General features: G+C 71.8%; 15 protein-coding genes and 1 tRNA gene. 9 read left to right on the plus strand and 7 right to left on the minus strand.

Translation table 11 applies throughout. From position 1 onward, the window contains the following. Nucleotides 1-8: 8 nt before the first annotated feature. The gene (hutU, locus tag AC3IYI_RS15750; RefSeq protein WP_489410767.1) at nucleotides 9-1,673 is read right to left on the minus strand and encodes a urocanate hydratase; all 1,665 of its coding nucleotides are present in this window, start codon (nucleotides 1,671-1,673) and stop codon (nucleotides 9-11) included. Nucleotides 1,674-1,777: 104 nt separating this feature from the next. Here hutU and AC3IYI_RS15755 point away from each other — a divergent pair, with 104 nt between their 5' ends. Then, nucleotides 1,778-3,142, plus strand: coding sequence for a type III PLP-dependent enzyme domain-containing protein (locus AC3IYI_RS15755; protein ID WP_489410768.1), 1,365 nt, complete (start codon nucleotides 1,778-1,780; stop codon nucleotides 3,140-3,142). 760 nt (nucleotides 3,143-3,902) lie between these two features. Here AC3IYI_RS15755 and AC3IYI_RS15760 read toward each other — a convergent pair. Next, entirely contained in the window at nucleotides 3,903-4,745 is an 843-nt protein-coding gene (locus AC3IYI_RS15760) for a MurR/RpiR family transcriptional regulator (RefSeq protein ID WP_489410769.1), read from the minus strand. A 244-nt stretch (nucleotides 4,746-4,989) separates the two neighbouring features. Between AC3IYI_RS15760 and AC3IYI_RS15765 the strand changes: the two genes are divergently transcribed. Both AC3IYI_RS15765 and AC3IYI_RS15770 read left to right on the plus strand, forming a co-directional pair. Continuing rightward, nucleotides 4,990-6,252: an MFS transporter gene (locus AC3IYI_RS15765; RefSeq protein WP_489410770.1), complete on the plus strand. Its 1,263-nt coding sequence runs from the start codon at nucleotides 4,990-4,992 to the stop codon at nucleotides 6,250-6,252. A gap of 9 nt (nucleotides 6,253-6,261) precedes the next feature. Then, nucleotides 6,262-6,651, plus strand: coding sequence for a hypothetical protein (locus tag AC3IYI_RS15770; RefSeq protein ID WP_489410771.1), 390 nt, complete (start codon nucleotides 6,262-6,264; stop codon nucleotides 6,649-6,651). A 394-nt stretch (nucleotides 6,652-7,045) separates the two neighbouring features. Here AC3IYI_RS15770 and AC3IYI_RS15775 read toward each other — a convergent pair whose 3' ends face one another. After that, on the minus strand, nucleotides 7,046-8,431 hold the full coding sequence (locus tag AC3IYI_RS15775) for a cystathionine beta-synthase (RefSeq protein ID WP_489411547.1): 1,386 nt from the start codon (nucleotides 8,429-8,431) through the stop codon (nucleotides 7,046-7,048). A gap of 167 nt (nucleotides 8,432-8,598) precedes the next feature. On the opposite strand from AC3IYI_RS15775, the gene AC3IYI_RS15780 reads away from it, so the two are divergent. The 3 genes from AC3IYI_RS15780 to AC3IYI_RS15790 all read left to right on the plus strand — a co-directional run bounded on the left by AC3IYI_RS15780 (nucleotide 8,599) and on the right by AC3IYI_RS15790 (nucleotide 12,099). Continuing rightward, entirely contained in the window at nucleotides 8,599-9,678 is a 1,080-nt protein-coding gene (locus AC3IYI_RS15780; RefSeq protein WP_489410772.1) for an SGNH/GDSL hydrolase family protein, read from the plus strand. A gap of 67 nt (nucleotides 9,679-9,745) precedes the next feature. Continuing rightward, a complete protein-coding gene (locus AC3IYI_RS15785) occupies nucleotides 9,746-10,966 on the plus strand; it encodes an acetyl-CoA C-acetyltransferase (protein WP_489410773.1) in 1,221 nt (406 codons plus the stop codon). 314 nt (nucleotides 10,967-11,280) lie between these two features. Further along, nucleotides 11,281-12,099 carry a hypothetical protein gene (locus AC3IYI_RS15790; RefSeq protein WP_489411548.1) on the plus strand — a complete coding sequence of 273 codons (819 nt, stop codon included), beginning with the start codon at nucleotides 11,281-11,283 and terminating at the stop codon, nucleotides 12,097-12,099. Between the two features lie 19 nt (nucleotides 12,100-12,118). On the opposite strand, the gene AC3IYI_RS15795 is transcribed toward AC3IYI_RS15790, so the two are convergent. After that, entirely contained in the window at nucleotides 12,119-12,496 is a 378-nt protein-coding gene (locus AC3IYI_RS15795) for a hypothetical protein (protein ID WP_489410774.1), read from the minus strand. Between the two features lie 106 nt (nucleotides 12,497-12,602). On the opposite strand from AC3IYI_RS15795, the gene AC3IYI_RS15800 reads away from it, so the two are divergent. Continuing rightward, nucleotides 12,603-12,833 (plus strand): DUF4287 domain-containing protein, encoded by a 231-nt coding sequence (locus AC3IYI_RS15800; RefSeq protein ID WP_250736957.1) that lies wholly within the window; start codon nucleotides 12,603-12,605, stop codon nucleotides 12,831-12,833. Nucleotides 12,834-12,966: 133 nt separating this feature from the next. Here the strand turns inward: AC3IYI_RS15800 and AC3IYI_RS15805 are convergent, their stop codons facing one another. Then, complete coding sequence (locus AC3IYI_RS15805) at nucleotides 12,967-13,824, minus strand: Bax inhibitor-1/YccA family protein (RefSeq protein WP_489410775.1); 858 nt, start codon at nucleotides 13,822-13,824, stop codon at nucleotides 12,967-12,969. A gap of 194 nt (nucleotides 13,825-14,018) precedes the next feature. After that, nucleotides 14,019-14,100: transfer RNA gene (locus AC3IYI_RS15810), tRNA-Leu, on the minus strand. A gap of 453 nt (nucleotides 14,101-14,553) precedes the next feature. Here AC3IYI_RS15810 and AC3IYI_RS15815 point away from each other — a divergent pair. Next, nucleotides 14,554-15,318 (plus strand): ABC transporter ATP-binding protein, encoded by a 765-nt coding sequence (locus tag AC3IYI_RS15815; protein ID WP_243335608.1) that lies wholly within the window; start codon nucleotides 14,554-14,556, stop codon nucleotides 15,316-15,318. A gap of 55 nt (nucleotides 15,319-15,373) precedes the next feature. Further along, the gene (locus AC3IYI_RS15820) at nucleotides 15,374-17,926 is read left to right on the plus strand and encodes an ABC transporter permease (RefSeq protein ID WP_489410776.1); all 2,553 of its coding nucleotides are present in this window, start codon (nucleotides 15,374-15,376) and stop codon (nucleotides 17,924-17,926) included. Nucleotides 17,927-18,023: 97 nt separating this feature from the next. Here AC3IYI_RS15820 and AC3IYI_RS15825 read toward each other — a convergent pair whose 3' ends face one another. Then, complete coding sequence (locus AC3IYI_RS15825) at nucleotides 18,024-19,337, minus strand: class I SAM-dependent methyltransferase (RefSeq protein ID WP_489410777.1); 1,314 nt, start codon at nucleotides 19,335-19,337, stop codon at nucleotides 18,024-18,026. Nucleotides 19,338-19,375 lie beyond the last annotated feature (38 nt).

Genomic DNA, 19,375 nt, shown 5'->3' on the forward strand with positions numbered 1-19,375 from the left:
GTCCTCGCTCACGCGTCGTCGCCCTCGCGCATCGGGATGCGGACGCCGCGCTCGTCGGCGACCGTCTCGGCGATGTCGTAGCCCGCGTCGACGTGGCGGATGACGCCCATGCCGGGGTCGTTGGTCAGGACGCGGCGGATCTTCTCGCCCGCGAGCTTCGTGCCGTCGGCGACCGTGACCTGACCCGCGTGGATGGAGCGGCCCATGCCCACGCCGCCGCCGTGGTGGATGGAGACCCAGGAGGCGCCGGAGGCCACGTTGACCATGGCGTTGAGCAGCGGCCAGTCGGCGATCGCGTCGGAGCCGTCGAGCATGGCCTCGGTCTCGCGGTACGGGGAGGCCACCGAGCCGCAGTCCAGGTGGTCACGGCCGATGACGAGCGGGGCGGCCAGGGTGCCGTCGGCGACCATCTCGTTGAAGCGCTCGCCGGCCTTGTCGCGCTCGCCGTAGCCGAGCCAGCAGATGCGGGCGGGCAGTCCCTGGAAGTGGACGCGCTCGCCGGCCATCTTGATCCAGCGGTGCAGGGACTCGTTCTCCGGGAAGAGCTCCAGCATCGCCTTGTCGGTCTTGTGGATGTCCGAGGCCTCGCCGGACAGGGCCGCCCAGCGGAAGGGGCCCTTGCCCTCGCAGAACAGCGGCCGGATGTAGGCGGGGACGAAGCCGGGGAAGGCGAAGGCGCGGTCGTAGCCGGCGAGCTGGGCCTCGCCGCGGATGGAGTTGCCGTAGTCGAAGACTTCGGCGCCCGCGTCCATGAAGCCGACCATGGCCTCGACGTGCGTGGCCATGGACTCGCGGGCGCGGGTGGTGAAGCCCGCCGGGTCCTTGGCCGCGTAGTCCGCCATGTCGTCGAAGTCGACGCCGACCGGCAGGTAGGCGAGCGGGTCGTGGGCCGAGGTCTGGTCGGTCACGATGTCGATCGGCGCGCCCTCGGCGAGCATCTGCGGGAGCAGCTCGGCGGCGTTGCCGAGCAGGCCGATGGAGAGCGGCTTGCGGGCGTCGCGCGCCTCGACGGCGAGCTGCAGCGCGTGCCGCAGGCTGTCGGCCTTGACGTCCAGGTAGCGGTGCTCGATGCGACGGTCGATGGCGCGCGGGTCCACGTCGATGCAGATGGCGACGCCGTCGTTCATCGTCACGGCCAGCGGCTGGGCGCCGCCCATGCCGCCGAGGCCGGCGGTGAGGGTGATGGTGCCCGCCAGCGTCCCGTTGAACTTCTTGGCGGCGACGGCGGCGAAGGTCTCGTACGTCCCCTGCAGGATGCCCTGGGTGCCGATGTAGATCCACGAACCGGCCGTCATCTGGCCGTACATGGTCAGGCCCAGGTTCTCCAGGCGGCGGAACTCCTCCCAGTTGGCCCAGTCGCCGACCAGGTTGGAGTTCGCGAGCAGCACGCGCGGCGCCCACTCGTGCGTCTGCATGACGCCGACCGGGCGGCCGGACTGGACGAGCATCGTCTCGTCCTGCTTGAGGGTCTGGAGGGTGCGGACCATCGCGTCGTACGAGCGCCAGTCGCGGGCGGCCTTGCCGGTGCCGCCGTAGACGACGAGCTTGTCGGGGTGCTCGGCGACCTCGGGGTCGAGGTTGTTCTGGAGCATCCGCAGCGCGGCCTCCTGCTGCCATCCCAGGGTGCTCAGCTCGTTACCTCGCGCGGCACGTACGGGGCGGGGTCCTGACATGGCGGTGCCTCCTCCGGTGTTGGTCAATCTATTCACATCTTCACTCCCTGAATAGGTTCAGTCAACAGCTGCGGGCGGGCGCGCCGGATGATGGGATGGCGGACATGGCATCCGACGCACACGCGCACGCCGCCACAGACTCCGCCGCGATCCCCGCCGGGCGACGGGACCTGGCCGTACGGGCCGCCGTGGAGCAGGGCCTGATCGACGAGGACTCGCCCCTCCTCTGCCTGCTCGACACGGCCGGCATCCGCGCCTCCGCCGCCGCCCTGACCAGCGCCTTCGCGGCGGCCCTCGCCCCCGGCACCCCCGTCCTGCACGCCTTCGCCGTCAAGGCCGCCCCGCTGGTCCCGGTGCTGCGGCTGCTCGCCGACGCCGGGCTCGGCTGCGAGGTGGCCAGCCCCGGCGAGCTGGCCCTGGCCCGCGCGGCCGGGGTATCACCGGACCGCATCGTCCTCGACTCCCCCGCGAAAACGGCCGCCGAACTGCGGGAGGCCCTCGCCCTGGGCGTCGCGCTGAACGCCGACAACCGCCAGGAGCTGGAACGCCTCGACGCGCTCCTCACGACGGCGGCCACCGCCTCCCCGATCGGCGTACGGATCAACCCGCAGACCGGCGCCGGCACCATCGACGCCCTCTCCACCGCCACGGCCACCTCGAAGTTCGGCATCGCGCTGCGCGATCCGGGCGCGCGCGAGTGGCTCGTACGGGCGTACCTGGACCGGCCGTGGCTCACCCGGCTGCACACCCACTCGGGGTCCCAGGGGGTGCCGCTTCCCCTCATCGCCGAAGGAGTACGGGAGCTGTACACCCTGGCCGAGGAGATCAACGAGGCGGCCGGGCGGCGACAGGTCGACACCCTGGACATCGGCGGCGGCCTGCCGGTGAACTTCACCTCGGACGAGGTCACCCCCACCTACACGGAGTACGTGAGCGCGCTGCGCTCGGCCGCCCCGGGGCTCTTCTCGGGGGCGTACGGGCTGGTCACGGAGTTCGGGCGGTCCCTGACGGCCAAGCACGGGCTGGCGCTGTCACGCGTCGAGTACACGAAGACCACCGGCGGGCGGGCGATCGCGCTCACGCACGCGGGGGTCCAGCTGGCCACCCGCACGGTGTACGCCCCGGCGGCCTGGCCGCTCCGCATCCTGCCGTACTCCGCGAAGGGGGCTCCACTGACGGGGCCGGTCGTCGCCCAGGACATCGCCGGGCCGGCCTGCTTCGCGGGTGACCTGCTGGCGGTGGCGCGGGAGCTGCCGCTACTGGCCCCGGGGGACCTGGTCTGCGTGCCCGACACGGGGGCGTACGCCTTCACCGCGCACTACGGGTACAACAGCCTGCCGCGGCCGGCGGTGCACGGCTACACCGTCGACCCCTCGGGCGGGGTCCGCTTCGCCTTGGCCCGCGCGGCCCAGCCCGTCTCCACGATCCCGGCAGAAGCCGGCGCAGCCACCCCGAACGCCCTCCTCTAGCACCCCCGCGAACCCGCTGCGCGAAGCCGTGCGCAGATGCGGGAGGCCCGGCCCTCCGGGGCGAAGTCCCCCGAACCCGCTGCGCGGAGGCGCGGCCCTGCGGGGCGAAGTCCCCGACCCGCCCTTCCTCCGTTCCCCGGGCCGGCCCGGACCCGCGCCTCAAACGCCGGCGAGGCTGAGGGGACACCACCGGGCTCCGCCCGGGAAGAGGCCCCGGGCTCCGCCCGGACCCCGGTCCTCAAACGCCGGACGGCTGAAAGACCAAACCCCGGCGGAGCTGAAAGCCCACCCGCCAGCGGAGCTGAAGGCCCACCCGTCGACGGAGCTGAAAAGCCCATCCGCCGACGGAGTTGAAAAGCCCACCCATCGTCGGGGCAGGAGAGACGGCCCGTCGGCGGGGCCGGAGAGGCGGCCCGTCGGCGGGGCCGGAGAGGCGGCCCGTCGGCGGGGCCGGAGAGGCGGCCCGGGCCGGGGACGGGGGCGGGGTGGGGTGTTGGCCTGGACGTAAAGCGTGATTTGTGGCGCAGGTACACCCCGCGCCCTGTCGGAGCAGAGCAGAGGGCGCCTAAATCATGCAGTCCAGGCCGACACCCCACCCCGACCCCGGCACCGGCCCACCCCCGCAGCCCCGGCCCACACACCGCCACGTACAGGCCGACGCCAGCCAAAATCCAGCCCCGCCGGCGTTTGAGGCGCAGGGGCCCGGGGACCGTTCCCCGGCAACGGCGCCGCACCCGCTAGGACCGGCCGCCGCCCCCGGCTACTCCACGAACAGCCCTCGCGCAGCGGCCCGCGCGTCGAAGGCCTCCAGCCGCGCCTGCGCGTCCGGCAGCGCGTCAGCCATGGCCTCCAGCAGCACCCGCCCCAGCAGCATCGGCGCGCACGCCGTGTCGAAGGCCAGGCCGGTGCCGACGGGCGCCGGGATCAGCAGGTCGGAGTTGCGGGCCACCGGCGCGAAGGCCGAGTCGGCGACCGTCACCACGGTCAGCCCGGCCCCCCGCGCGTGCTCCAGGGCCTCCGCCACCTCCTTCGGATGGCGGGGCAGCGCGAAGCACAGCAGGGCCGAGGCCCCGGCGCCCGCGGCCGCGTCGATCCGGTCGGCGAGCATCGAGCCGCCCTCGTCGAGCAGCCGTACGTCGGGGTGGACCTTCGCGGCGAAGTACGCGAACCCGCGCGCCTGCGAGGACGCCGCGCGCAGCCCCAGTACGGGCAGCGGGCTGGACCCGGCCAGCAGCCGCCCGGCCTCCCGCACCGGCGCCGGGTCGGCGAGCATCAAGGAGAGCTGCCGCAGGTTCTCGATCTCGCCCTGCACGGCCTGCTGGTACTCGTTGTACGCGTCCTCGTCCCCGCCCCCGGCCCGCTCGGCGGGGGCCACCTCCCGCAGGTGCCGGCGCAGCGCGGGATAGCCGTCGAAGCCCAGCGCCACCGCGAACCGGGTCACCGACGGCTGGCTCACCCCGGCCAGCTCGGCGAGCTCCACGCTCGACAGGAAGGGCACCTCCGCCGCCCCGCGCACCATGCAGTGCGCGATGCGCCGCTGGGTCGGCGTCAGCCGGTGCCCCTCGAACAGCTTCTGCAGCCGGGCCGCAGGGCTCTCGCTCATCCCGTTCCCCTCCGTCCCCTCCGCCGGGCGGCCGGGCGGCCACCGACGGGATATTCAGTCACCGAGCACTCTGCATGCGGTTATGCAGGACGGCAACCCGCGCCCGCGATCCGAGACCTTCCCCCCGCCGCCGCGGACCCGGATCAATTCGCTTGACCGGCCCTCGGCCGGCGCTTGATCCTCAAGGGCCGGCCGCCGGGATCCGCCCGGCCAACCCCCGCCGAGTTCAAGCGAATTGGCCCCCATGGTGTCTACGTCCGTCTCCGCCCCGCCCCTGCCCGGAACCCGCCTGTGGACCAGGAACTTCGGCTTGTTCTTCACCGCCCGCATCGTGTCGATGCTGGGCGACATGATGATGCCGGTCGCCCTGGCCGTCGCCATGATCTCGCTGGGCTACGGGGTGAGCGGCATCGGGTACGCGCTGGGCGCCTGGATGGGGTCCTTCGCCCTCTTCATCGTCTTCGGCGGGGTGATCGCGGACCGCTTCCACCCCCTGCCGCAGATGATCGGCGCCGACGCCGTCCGGTGCGTGGCGCAGGGCTCCTTCGCCGTCTACCTCTGGCTCGGCCACCCCGGCCTGTGGTTCGTCATCGCAGGATCGGTCCTCGGCGGCATCGCGACCGCGATGTTCCAGCCGGGCACCTCCAGCCTCGTCCCCCAGGTCTCCACCGACCCCACCCAGGCCAACGGGGTGCTGCGGGTGAGCCAGGGGATGGCCACGATGGCCGGGCCGGCGCTCGCCGGCGTCCTCGTCGCCGCCACCTCGACGGCCTGGGTGTTCGTGATCGACGCCGCCACCTTCGCGATCAGCGGGATCTGCCTGCTCGCGCTGCGGCTCCCCCGCTTCGCACCCGACCGCTCACAGTCCACGCTGACGAACCTGCGGGAGGGCTGGGACGAGTTCCGCTCCAGGTCCTGGCTGTGGGCCGTGATCCTGATCTGGTGGGTGCTCGGGGTCTTCGTCTGGGGCCCGCTCACCCCCCTCGGCGCGGCCTCGATCATCGAGGAGCACGGCAAGGCCGCCTTCGGGTACGCGGAGGGCGCCTTCGGGGCCGGCTGCGTCCTCGGCGGCCTCGTCGCGCTCCGGATCCGCCCGGCCCGCCCGCTGCTCGGCGGCGGCTTCGCGATGTTCCTGTTCCCGATGATGCCGCTGGCCGCGGCCCTGGTCCCGGCCTTGCCGCTGCTCATGCTCGGCTACGCGATCAGCGGCGTGGGCTGGGCGTTCTGGGGCGTCCAGTGGTCCACCACGGTGCAGACCCAGATCCCCGAGGACCGGCTCAACCGCGTGACCGCGTACGAGGTGGGCGGTTCGATCCTCGCCATCCCCCTCGGCCAGGTCCTCTCGGGCCCGGCGAGCAGCCTCTTCGGCGTCCGCCCGCTCCTGCTGGCCGGCGCCGCGATCAGCCTCGGCTGCGCCCTCGCCCTGATCGTCGTCCGCCCCGTCCGCGGACTCGTGCGGCGCGATACGGGGGCTAGCCCCAGTGCCGGCGAGGACGACGGCTCCTAGGGTGGCGGGATGGAGTCCCAGGAGCTGAAGAAGGAATTCTCCGCCACGCTGGACGCCCGGCGGGAGCTGGGGGCGGAGTACGAGGCCGCGCTGGTGGACTCGTTCGTGGAGAAGGTCGACACGCAGGTGCGCCGGCGCCTCGCCGAGGAGCGGCTCTCCGCGGCCCGCGGCACCCACCCGGGCGCGGCGGACTCCCCGGACGGCAATTTCGGCGAGCGCTTCGGCTTCGCGATCATCACCCTGGTGCTGGCGATCCCGCTCTCCGCGATCGGCGCCGCACAGGCCCATCTCAGCGGCCTGGTCGTGGCCTGGCTCGGCATCCTGGGCGTCAACTACGTCCACGCGGCGAAGTTCCGCCGGGGCCACCGGGGCGAGCAGCGCCCCGATCCGCTGGACTGACGGTCGGGCAGGAGGGCCGGCGGGTCGCCCGCGGGCGTGCACACACGAACATGCGCGGGGACCGCCGCACCCCGGTTTCCCGGGGGCGGGACGACGGCGGTCCCCGCGCAGGACACGGGCCGGGTCAGGGCCGTCCGCGCGTCCGTGGCGTCCAACGCAGTCCGGGAGCCGCTCCGGAGGTGCGCCGACGCCGTTCGTGTTGCCGGCCGGGTCCCGGTTTCCCGGGGTTCCCTGCCGACAACCACCACTGTGCCGGAGCCGTGTTAAGCCGGTGCTGCGCTCACGTGTCGGGCCCGTACCGTTTGCGCGTCGCGCGCACGCGGCCACGTACCCGGCCCGTCACCCGGCCCAGTACACAGCCGCGCACGCAGTCCCGTACGCAGCCCCGTCCGCGCTACTTGGCGCCCTTGGCCAGGAACGCCAGCAGGTCCTGACGGCTCACCACACCGGTCGGCTTGCCCTCGACCAGCACGATCGCCGCGTCGGCCTCGCCGAGCACCGCCATCAGCTCGGCGACCGGCTCGCCCGAGCCGACCTGCGGCAGCGGCGCGCTCATGTGCTTCTCCAGCGGGTCGCCGAGGGAGGCGCCGCCCGCGAACAGCGCCGCCAGCAGCTCCTTCTCGACGACGGAGCCGATGACCTCGGCCGCCATCACGTCGGGGTGGCCGGCGCCCGGCTTGACGATCGGCATCTGCGAGACGCCGTACTCGCGCAGGACCTCGATGGCCTCGCCGACCGTCTCCTCGGGGTGCATGTGGACCAGCGAGGGGATGCCGCCCGACTTGTCCGCGAGCACGTCCCGGATGCGGGCGGAGGGGCCCGCGTCCTCCAGGAAGCCGTGTCCGGCCATCCACTCGTCGTTGAAGATCTTGCTGATGTAGCCGCGCCCGCTGTCCGGGAGCAGGACGACGACCACGTCGTCCGGGCCGAGGCCCTCGGCCGCCCGCAGTGCGGCGACGACCGCCATGCCGCAGGAGCCTCCGACGAGCAGGCCCTCCTCCTTCGCGAGGCGGCGGGTCATCTGGAAGGAGTCCTTGTCGGACACCGCGATGATCTCGTCGGTCACGGTGGCGTCGTAGGCGGTGGGCCAGAAGTCCTCGCCGACGCCCTCGACGAGGTACGGGCGGCCCGAGCCGCCGGAGTAGACCGAGCCCTCGGGGTCCGCGCCGATGACCTTCACGCGGCCGTCGGAGGCGTCCTTGAGGTACCGCCCGGTGCCCGAGATCGTGCCGCCCGTGCCGACGCCGGCGACGAAGTGGGTGATCTTCCCGGCCGTCTGCTCCCAGAGCTCGGGACCGGTGGTCTCGTAGTGCGAGCGCGGGTTGTTCGGGTTGCTGTACTGGTCGGGCTTCCAGGCGCCCGGGGTCTCGCGGACGAGGCGGTCGGACACGTTGTAGTACGAGTCCGGGTGCTCGGGGTCGACAGCGGTCGGGCAGACCACGACCTCGGCGCCGTACGCGCGCATGACGTTGATCTTGTCCGCCGAGACCTTGTCAGGGCAGACGAAGATGCACTTGTAACCCTTCTGCTGGGCCACGATGGCGAGTCCTACACCCGTGTTGCCGCTCGTGGGCTCCACGATGGTGCCGCCGGGCTTGAGTGCTCCGCTCTGTTCGGCGGCCTCGATCATCCGCACGGCGATCCGGTCCTTCACGGATCCGCCGGGGTTGAAGTACTCGACCTTGGCCAGGACGGTGGCCTGGAGGCCTTCGGTCACACGGTTGAGCTTCACCAGCGGGGTGTTGCCGACGAGGCTGATCATCGAGTCGTGGAATTGCACCATGTTCTCCAAGGAGGGGACTCCACGGGTTCTCCGGGAGGCACCGCCAGACTATGCGGAAAGGGATTGGCCGACCGGCCGTACGGGGCAGGTAGGTCAACAGGACGGCGGGGTCTGCAAGGACGGCGCAGGGATCCGGCCACGGGACCGAGAAGGTGGCTTGAAAGGTGTCCAGGGCGAGGACGGCCCGCCGCATCGCGGCGGGAGCGGCGTACGGCGGTGGCGGGATCGGGCTCGTCGGGGCCGCCGCGGTGGGGCTGGTCGTGGCGGAGATGCAGTTCGCGAAGCGGACGGTCGGTACCGGCCTGCCGGATCCGCCGCGCGCGGACGGGCTGTACGGGAGCGAGTTCGGCGGCCCGGAGCTGAGTCCGGGCCCGCTGCGGTTCGCCGTGCTGGGCGATTCCACGGCCGCCGGGCTGGGGGTGCGGCGGGCCAGACAGACTCCGGGCGCCCTGCTGGCCTCGGGGCTGGCGGCCGTGGCCGAGCGGCCGGTCGAGCTGCGCAACGTGGCGCTCTCGGGTGCCATGTCGGACGACCTGGACCGCCAGACGGGGCTGCTGCTGGACGGTGACGCCCCGGCCCCCGACGTGTGCGTGATCATGATCGGCGCCAATGACGTGACCCGCCGGATGCCGCCGACCCAGTCGGTGCGGCTGCTGACCGCGGCCGTACGCCGGCTGCGGCTCGCGGGCTCCGAGGTGGTGGTCGGCACCTGTCCGGACCTCGGCACCATCGAGCCGGTGTACCAGCCGCTGCGGTGGCTGGCCCGCCGGGTCTCGCGCCAGCTCGCGGCCGCCCAGACGATCGGGGTGCTCGCGCTGGGCGCCCGTACGGTCTCGATCGGCGACCTGATGGGGACGGAGTTCGCGGCGAACCCCCGCGAGATGTTCGGGCCGGACTCCTACCATCCGTCGGCGGAGGGGTACGCGACCGCCGCGATGGCCATACTGCCGACCCTGTGCGCGGCCCTGGGCGTCTGGCCCGAGTCGGACCGGCTGGACGTGTCGCGCAACGAGGACATGCTCCCGTTGGCCAAGGCGGCCTCGGCGGCGGCGGGCCAGGCCGGCACGGAGGTGACCGGGGCCCGCGGCGCCTGGGCGCTGCTCAAGTACCGGCGCAGGCGCCGGGTGCCGGGTGAGGACCTCACGGAGCAGACTGGAGAAGCGGCGCCTGCCGGCGCGGCGGGCGCGGCGGGCGCCGCCGCGGACGCGTCCAGAGCGACCGGAGTCACATCGCATGGGCAGTGATTTCGACGGTACGGGGCGGTAACTTCGCATGCGGTCCCGGTACGACACCACCTCCCTTGGAGCCCCGATGCCCGAAGCCGTCATCGTTTCGACCGCCCGTTCGCCGATCGGGCGCGCCTTCAAGGGATCCCTCAAGGACGTACGCCCGGACGACCTGACGGCCACGGTCATCCAGGCCGCCCTCGCCAAGGTCCCCGGGCTGGACCCGCGCGAGATCGACGACCTGATGCTGGGCTGCGGCCTCCCGGGCGGCGAGCAGGGCCACAACCTGGGCCGGATCGTCGCGGTGCAGATGGGCATGGACCACCTGCCCGCGACCACGATCACCCGCTACTGCGCCTCCTCGCTGCAGACCTCCCGGATGGCGCTGCACGCCATCAAGGCGGGCGAGGGCGACGTCTTCATCTCCGCGGGCGTCGAGATGGTCTCCCGGTCCGTGAACGGCTCCTCCGACGGCATCCCGGGCACCCACAACCCGTTCTTCGCCGACTCCGAGGCCCGCACCCTCGAGGTCGCCCAGTCCACCGGGTCCTCCTGGCACGACCCGCGCGAGGACGGCCGGACCCCCGACGCGTACATCGGGATGGGGCAGACCGCAGAGAACCTGGCCCGGCTCAAGGGCGTGACCCGCGCCGACATGGACGAGTTCGGCGTGCGCTCGCAGAACCTGGCCGAGGAAGCCATCAAGAACGGCTTCTGGGCCCGCGAGATCACCCCGGTCACCACCCCGGACGGCACGGTCGTCTCGCAGGACGACGGCCCGCGCGCCGGGGTCACCCTGGAGGCCGTCCAGGGCCTCAAGCCCGTCTTCCGCCCCGACGGCCTGATCACGGCCGGCAACTGCTGCCCGCTGAACGACGGCGCCGCGGCCCTGGTCGTCATGAGCGACACCAAGGCGCGCGAGCTGGGCCTGACCCCGCTGGCCCGGATCGTCTCCACCGGCGTCACCGGCCTCTCCCCCGAGATCATGGGCCTGGGCCCGGTCGAGGCCTCCAAGCAGGCGCTGAAGCGGGCGGGCCTGACCGTCGGCGACATCGACCTGTTCGAGATCAACGAGGCCTTCGCGGCCCAGGTGATCCCCTCCTACCGGGACCTGGAGATCCCGCTGGAGAAGCTGAACGTCAACGGCGGGGCCATCGCCATCGGTCACCCGTTCGGGATGACCGGCGCGCGCATCACCGGCACGCTGATCAACAGCCTGCAGTTCCACGACAAGCAGTTCGGCCTCGAAACGATGTGCGTCGGCGGCGGCCAGGGCATGGCGATGGTCATCGAGCGCCTCAGCTAGGTCCGAAGCGAGCGGGGCCGTCGGGATCAAGAGCCGAGGCCAGACGCCGTACGGGATCCGCTTGATCCCGTACGGCGTACTGACACCGAATCTAATCCTGTCGCGGCCATTCTGTGACCAAATGTCCCCCAGGATGTGACCTTCGTCCTGGGGGATCATTGTTTTCGCAGGTCAGGCCGGTTCCCAGCGGGGAGATCGGGACGAAAGGCCTGTCCAATTCATGACGTAATGCACTGCTGCCCATTCCCAGGACGGGACAAGCTGATGTAGGAAGTCGGGGGATCGAATCAATCAGGAGTTAGTCAGTGAGCGCCATGTCTCTTGCCCTACTGCTGACCACGGCCGCTGCCACGGCCGTCGGCGCTGCTGCGCTGCACGCCGTCCACGGCCTGCGCAAGCAGGTCACCGCACTGCGCGGTGACCTGACGGTTTCGCACCCCCGTGGTGTCACCGTCCCGCACGCCCGCAGCGCCGTGGAGTCCCCCGCCGCCGAGATACGAGCCGCCGTCGCCGAGGCCCTCGCCGAGGAGCGCGAGCGCGAGCTCGCCGAGGCGCGTGCCTTCTGGGCCGCTCAGGAGGCGCGTGACGCCGCCGACGCCCCCTCGCTGCTGGGCGGCCTGTCCGGCCTCGGCGAGGAGAGCCCCGTCTTCCTGCCCCGGCAGGCGGACATGGTCGGCCTGGAGCCGCTCCTGGGCGACGGCGCCGAGGGGGCCGACGAATACCCGGCATACCCGGAGGACTCGGCCGAGCTGGCCGCCGCCCGCCGACGCCACCCCTCGCACCCCGATTTCGTCCCCGTGCAGGCCTCGCACCCCGGCGCCGACCACGAGCGCACGGTCAACCGCCTGGAGGAGCTCGCGGAGGCCCGTACGGCCCTCGCGGACGTCCGCCCCGGCCCGCTGGGCACCCTGGACGTGTACGTCTTCACCGACGGCACCACGCTCTGCATGACCCCGGGCCACCGGGAGACCGCCGAGCGGCTCGCCGACGCCCTGCGCTCGGGCAGCGCACCGGTCCTGCTGGGCGGCTCGGGCATCTCCGGCGCCTACGCCCTGACCTTCTCCTGCGGCGACTCCGAGGACCCGGACAGCAACGTCTACATCCTCGCCGACCGCGTCATCGCATCGCTCTGAGCCGTCAGAGCGCCCTGAGTCATCGCAGCGCCCTGGCTTCCGCCTGATCCACCAGTCGAACGGCCTCGTCCAGCATCTCGGACGGGGCCTTCGCCATGTCCTCGCCCCGTGTGTCCGTCGCGGCGTGCAGGGCCTCGGCGAGGTCCAGCCCGGCCACGGCCAGCTGGTCCCCGACGACGAAGATCCCGGCGTCGGGCATCGTCCGCGCCGGAGCCGCCCCCGTGCCGCCCGCGGCGCCTTCAGCGGCCGCCTCCAGCCGCTGCGCCCGCAGCGAGAGCTCCCGGGCCAGGTCCAGCGCCACCTCGGCGGCGCCCTGCTGGAGCCGGCTCTGCGGAGCCGCCCGCAGCCGGTCGGCGAAACGTTCCACGGCGGCGGTCAAGGGTGAGGTATCGAGCACCCGGCCGACCTTACGCGCCGCCGCGGCGCCATTGCCAACGGGCGAACTCTCCGGCACGGTGGCGTGAAGAGAACAGCACAGCAAGGCGATACCTCCGGAGGCGCCCATGTCCGTAGAGTTCTCCGAGCAGACCCACCGCAACATGATCGACAGAATCCCCCAGACCACCGGTCGTGAACTCTCCGACTGGCTCAGGGCCGTGGACGACGGTCCCTCCCTCGTCCGGTTCGAAGAGAAGGTCAGCTGGCTGCTCGGCGCGCACGAGCTGTCGTACGGCCAGGCCAAGGCGATCATCCACGAGTACGACCTGCGCAGGGCCGCCCGCAAGTTCGGCTGAGCCGGCCCCTGCCCCTGTCCGTAGCCCCCGACTCCACGACCACCCGATCTGCTGACCCCCGACATGCGGGAAGGCCCCGCGAGCGTGTGCTCGCGGGGCCTTCCTCACCTCAGCGCGTGGGCGCCAGGGCGAACTAGTCGCCCTTGAGGATGGAGATCAGGCGCAGCATCTCCATGTAGATCCACACCAGGGTCACGGTGAGGCCGAAGGCCGCCAGCCAGGACTCCTCGCGCGGGGCGCCGTAGGTCACGCCGTCCTCGACCGTCTTGAATTCGATGGCGAGGAAGGCGGCACCGATGAGGATGCCGATGACACCGAAGAGGATGCCGAGGCCGCCACTGCGGAAGCCGAGGCCGTCGCCGCCCGCGAAGACGGAGAACAGCATGTTGACGACCATCAGCAGCATGAAGCCGATGCCGGCCGCCGTCGCGAAGCCGACGAAGCGCCGGTTGACGTTGATCCAGCGCATCTTGTAGGCGATCAGCACGCCGGCGAAGACGCACATCGTGCCCATGACGGCCTGGACGACCGTTCCGGGGCTGACGTAGGTGCTGACGGCCGAGCTGATGACGCCGAGGAAGACACCCTCGAACGCCGCGTAGGCCAGGATCAGCGCCGGGACCGGCTTGCGCTTGAACGACTGGACGATCGCGAAGACGAACGCGATGAGTCCGGCGACGAAGGCGATGCCGTACGACTTGTTGATGTTGGCCGGGTCGACCGGAAGCGCGATCCAGGAGATGGCCGCCGTCAGGACGACCGTGCCGAGCGTCATGGCCGTACGGCTCACGACGTCGTCGATGGTCATCGCGTTGCCGCGGACCGGCGCCTGCGGCATACCCGTGGCCGGGTCGGTCGCGTAGGGGTTGGTCGCGTACGGGTTGGTGGCGGTCCCGGCCTGGGCCTGGGGCTGCTGCGTGCCGAAGCCCGCATAAGCACCGTTGTCGCGGCTGAATCCCCGTCGCGAGAAGACCGGGTTGCTGCTCCTCATCTCACTCCTCCATGGCGGCCACCGTGCGCGGCCTTGGAGTCAAGAGTAATGCGAACGCAAAGAAATCGCCCTACTGCTGGAGGAGGATCTTTCCCCGCCGGTACGGGCCCGCTGCGCGGGACGGGCGGGGGTACCCGTGGCGCCCCCGCCGTCCACGTGTTCCGGCCTGAAACGGAACGTCCTCAACATCAGCGTGCCCGAAGCCGGACTTGAACCGGCACGACCCGAGGGTCAGCGAGGTTTAAGCTCGCCGTGTCTGCATTCCACCATCCGGGCAGGGCGTAGCGGCCCCGTGGAAAAGCCTTGAACGCTGCGCCGAGCCTATCCGGAACACTTGCCCCCTCACCTGGGCGTCTCACCGATGTTGTCTTATTTTATTGGCGCTTGATGACCCGTCAGTGGACAGAAGCCACGGTCGGCACGTTCCGGGCGTCGATCATGGCCGCCGCGGGATTGACGGGATTTCGATGGCCCGCGCCACCCCGCACGCCACCCCGTGCGCCACCCCCTCGGCCCGGCTCCGTTTCCGCCCCCGTCCGGCCTCCGGCCTCCGGGCGGCTGTCATACCAAAGGAGGAGGCGCGGCCCTCCGTGGTCAGACTCCAGTGGTCAGGAGAACGGGCATCGCGGCTGATCCGGAGCGGGGCGGGCGCGGCAACCATGGAGGAGTCCCGCCAACCGCGGACCGTGAGCCCGGTCCGCCCCCCGAGGAGTCGCCCCCGTGACCACCATGAACTACGCCCCGCACACCGCCCAGGCCGTCGCCGCGCGCGCCTCCGGCCTCTCGAAGGTGTACGGCCAGGGCGAGACCCAGGTGGTCGCTCTGGACAACGTCTCCGTGGACTTCGCGCAGGGCCAGTTCACCGCGATCATGGGCCCCTCCGGCTCCGGCAAGTCCACGCTGATGCACTGCGTCGCCGGACTGGACACCTTCTCCGCCGGGTCCGTCCGCATCGGCGAGACCGAGCTGTCCACCCTGAAGGACAAGCAGCTCACGCAGTTGCGCCGGGACAAGATCGGCTTCATCTTCCAGGCCTTCAACCTGCTGCCGACCCTGACGGCCCTGGAGAACATCACGCTCCCCATGGACATCGCCGGCCGCAAGCCCGACAAGCAGTGGCTGGACTCGGTGATCACCATGGTCGGCCTCTCCGACCGCCTCTCCCACCGCCCCACCCAGCTCTCCGGCGGCCAGCAGCAGCGCGTCGCCGTGGCCCGCGCCCTGGCCTCCCGCCCCGAGATCATCTTCGGTGACGAGCCCACCGGAAACCTCGACTCGCGCTCCGGCGCCGAGGTCCTCGGCTTCCTGCGCAACTCCGTGCGCGAGCTCGGCCAGACCGTCGTCATGGTCACCCACGACCCGGTCGCCGCCTCCTACGCGGACCGCGTCATCTTCCTCGCCGACGGCCGCATCGTCGACGAGATGATCCAGCCCACCGCGGACGGCGTGCTCGACCGCATGAAGGCCTTCGACGCCAAGGGCCGCACCAGCTGAGGGACGCCCCTCGCCCCCCGTCCCCGCTGACCCCTTAGACCTGGACTCCTCCACCATGTTCCGTACCGCCCTGCGCAACGTGCTCGCGCACAAGGCCCGGCTGCTGATGACGGTGCTCGCCGTCGTCCTCGGCGTCGCCTTCGTCTCCGGCACGCTCGTCTTCACCGACACCGTCGGCAAGGCGATGTCGAACCAGTCAGCCAAGAGCTTCGACGGCGTGGCCGTCTCGGTCACCTCCTACGGCCCCGCCCGCAACGACGAGGGCGTCAAGGAGGGCGAGCCGGGCATCAGCCAGCGGACCCTCGACAAGGTCAAGGCGCTCGGCGGCGTGGACGCCGTCTCCGGCCGCGTCCACGGCTTCGCCGCCGTGGGCGATCAGGACGGAAAACTGATCGGCAACGGCTGGTCCAACACCGGCGCCAACTTCGTCCCCCACAAGGACGGCAAGGACCCCCGCTACACCTTCACCGAGGGCAACGGCCCGGCCAAGGCCGGCGAGATCGCCCTCGACGAGGAGACGGCCGAGCGCGGCAAGTACAAGGTGGGCGACAAGGTCCGGGTGGCCGACAACGGCCCGGCCAAGGAGTACACCCTCGCCGGCGTCTTCACCACCGAGGACGGCGCGGTCAACGCGGGCGGCTCGCTCGTCCTGTTCGACACCCCGACCGCCCAGCGGCTCTACCTGGAGCCCGGCTTCTACGACGAGCTCGCGGTCAGCGCCAAGGCCGGTGCCTCCGCCGACCAGCTGCTCACCGAGATCAAGCCGCTCGTCGGTAAGGACGTCACGGCGGAGACCGGCGCACAGCTCGCCGCCAAGCAGGCCAAGGACATCGAGGCCGGCATGGGCAACATGAACCAGATGCTGCTGACCTTCGCGCTGATCTCGCTCTTCGTCGGCATCTTCCTGATCTACAACACCTTCACCATGCTGGTCGCCCAGCGCACCAAGGAGCTGGCCCTGCTGCGCGCCGTCGGCGCCAACCGCGGTCAGGTCAAGCGCTCGGTCCTGGCCGAGGCCCTGGTCGTCGGCGTGATCTCCTCCGCCATCGGCCTGCTCGCCGGCGTCGGGCTCGCCGTCGGCATGCGCTCCGCGATGAACGCCTTCGACGTCAAGATCCCGGCCGGTCCGCTGGTCGTCGCCCCGGTCACCATCGCCGCGGCGATCGGCATCGGCATCGTCGTCACGATGCTCGCCGCCTGGCTGCCCGCGCGCCGCACCGCCAAGATCTCCCCGGTCGCCGCCATGGGCAGCGCCCACCTGCCGGCCACCGCGAAGTCCCTGGTGCTGCGCAACAGCATCGGCGGCGCCATCACCCTGTTCGGTCTGCTGGGCATCCTCGGCGGCGCGATGACCGGCAAGGAGGGCAAGATGCTGATCGGCGCCGGCGCCTTCCTCACGATGATCGGCATCATCATCCTGCTGCCGGCCCTCTCCCGCCCGGTCATCGCGGCGGTCCGCCCGCTGCTGGAGAAGGTCTTCGGCGTCGCCGGCAAGCTGGCCGCGCAGAACGCGGTCCGCAACCCGCGCCGCACCGCCGTCACCGCCGCCTCGCTGGCCATCGGCCTGACCCTGGTCACCGCCCTGTCCGTGCTCGGCATCACGATGGGCAAGGCCATCGACCGGATGACGACGGACAACCTCAAGGCCGACTACACGGTCTCCATGGGCCAGAGCTTCGGCAGCCTGGACGCCTCCGTGATCCCGGCCCTGGAGAAGGCCCCGGGCGTCAAGGCGGTCTCCCCGCAGCAGGCCGGTGACTTCCGGGTCGGCGACGGCGACTCCTACCGCTCCGTCTCCGGCGTCAACCCGGCGACCATCGGCCAGCTCCTCAACTTCGACGTGGTCAGCGGGCAGCTGACCAGCCTCGCCAAGGGCGAGGTGGCGGTCTCCGAGAAGACCGCGAAGACGGAGGGCCTTCTCGTCGGCTCCACCCTGAAGGTCACCTTCCCGGACAACAAGAAGGCGAACCTGAAGGTCGGCGCGGTCTACAAGGACATGGAGGGCATGCTCTCCCCCTACGTGATCGACTCCGGCATCCTCGACAAGCACAGCGAGAAGCCGTACCTGCGCGAGGTCCTCGTCAAGATGGACGGCGGGCCCTCCGAGAAGGCCGAGCAGTCCCTCGTCGACGCCCTCGGCAAGAATCCGGCGATCACCTTCGCCACCCAGCAGGACATCCGCAACGAGATGGGCGGCATGATCAACACCGCCCTGAACATCATGTACGGCCTGCTCGCCATGGCGCTGATCATCTCGGTCCTCGGCGTCGTCAACACCCTGGCGATGTCGGTGTACGAGCGGACGCAGGAGATCGGCATGCTGCGGGCCATCGGCCTGGACCGCGGCCGGGTCAAGAACATGATCCGGCTGGAAGCCATCGTGATCTCGCTCTTCGGCGCGGTCATCGGCGTGGCCCTGGGCACCTTCGTCGCCTGGGCCGTGGGCGAGACCGTCAAGGGCTCGATCCCGAACTACGCCCTGGTGATCCCCTTCGACCGGATCGCGATCTTCATGCTGCTGGCCGGCGTCGTCGGCGCCCTGGCGGCCATGTGGCCCGCCCGCAGCGCGGCCCGGCTGAACATGCTGACCGCGATCAAGACGGAGTAGCCGTACGGCCCCACCCGTACGAAGCGCCAAGGGCCCCGCGACCTCCCCGGTCACGGGGCCCTTCGCCGTCCCCCCGCCCTGCCCCTGCCCCTACGGGCTACTGCGGCCACTCCCGGGCGCGCAGCGGCATCCCGGAGGCCGAGCGGGTCCCGGTGCGCACCGCGAGCACCTGGTTGACGCCGAGCCGGTTGTGCTCGAAGGCGAGCGCCGAGGCGGCCATGTACAGCTGCCAGACGCGGGCCCGACCGGGCGAGGTCAGCCGTACCGCCTCCTCCCAGTGCTCCTCCAGCAGGGCCACCCAGGCCCGCAGGGTGAGCGCGTAGTGCTCGCGCAGCGCCTCCACGTCGCGGACCTCGAAGCCGGCCCGTTCCAGCTCGCCGACGGTGGTGCCCAGCGGGGACAGCTCGCCGTCGGGGAAGACGTAGGCGTCTATGAACGCGTCGATCCGGTAGGCCTCCTCGTCCGGCTCGGGGCGCCGCGCGATCTGATGGTTCAGCAGTCTCCCGCCCGGCCGCAGCAGGCCTTGCAGCGTGTGGGCGTACGTGCGGTAGCGGTCGGCGCCGACGTGTTCGGCCATCCCGATGGAGGAAATGGCGTCGTACGGACCGTCCTTGACGTCCCGGTAGTCCTGGACCCGGATCTCGACGAGGTCGGCCAGGCCCTCCTCCGCGACCCGCTTGCGGGCGTAGGCGGCCTGTTCGCGCGAGAGCGTGATCCCGGTGACCTTGGCCCCGTACTCCCGGGCCGCGTGCAGGGCCATCGAGCCCCAGCCGCAGCCGACGTCCAGGAGCCGGTCCCCGGGGCCCAGCGCGAGCTTGCGGCAGACCAGGTCCAGCTTGTCCCGCTGGGCGTCCTCCAGGCTCCCGCCGGGGGTCCAGTAGGCGCAGGAGTACACCATCGAGGGGCCGAGCACCCGCTCGTAGAAGGCGTTGCCCACGTCGTAGTGGTGGCTGATGGCCCGCCGGTCGCTGCCCTTGGTGTGCCGCGGGCCCCCGCGGCGGCCGGCCTCCTCGGGCGGCGGGGCCGGCTTGGTCCACGGCCGCGCCAGGCCCACGAGGCTGCGTACGGCGGCCCGGGCGCGGGGATCGCGCAGCAGGGCGGCGGGCCGGGCGTCCTCGGCGGCCGCCGGCTCGGGCTCGCGGTCCCGCTCCCAGAGCAGCCCGCCGACCCGGTCCAGCAGCTCGAACAGGTCCCCGTCGACGGTGAGGTCCCCGGCGACCCAGCCGCGGGCCAGGCCGAGCTCGCCCGGCTTCCACAGGATCCGGCGCAGGGCGCGCCGGTTGTTCAGGACCAGGACGGGACCACCGAGCGGGCCGGCCTCGCTGCCGTCCCAGGCCCGGATCCGGACGGGGAGGGGGACCCCCAGCAGGGTTTCGGTGAGAGCGGCCAGCCGCGGCGCGGCGTCGTTCATGCAGGACCCTCCAACCAGCTCCGACAAGTTCCGACCGC

It is taken from the genome of Streptomyces sp. GL_148 (genome assembly GCF_057834205.1).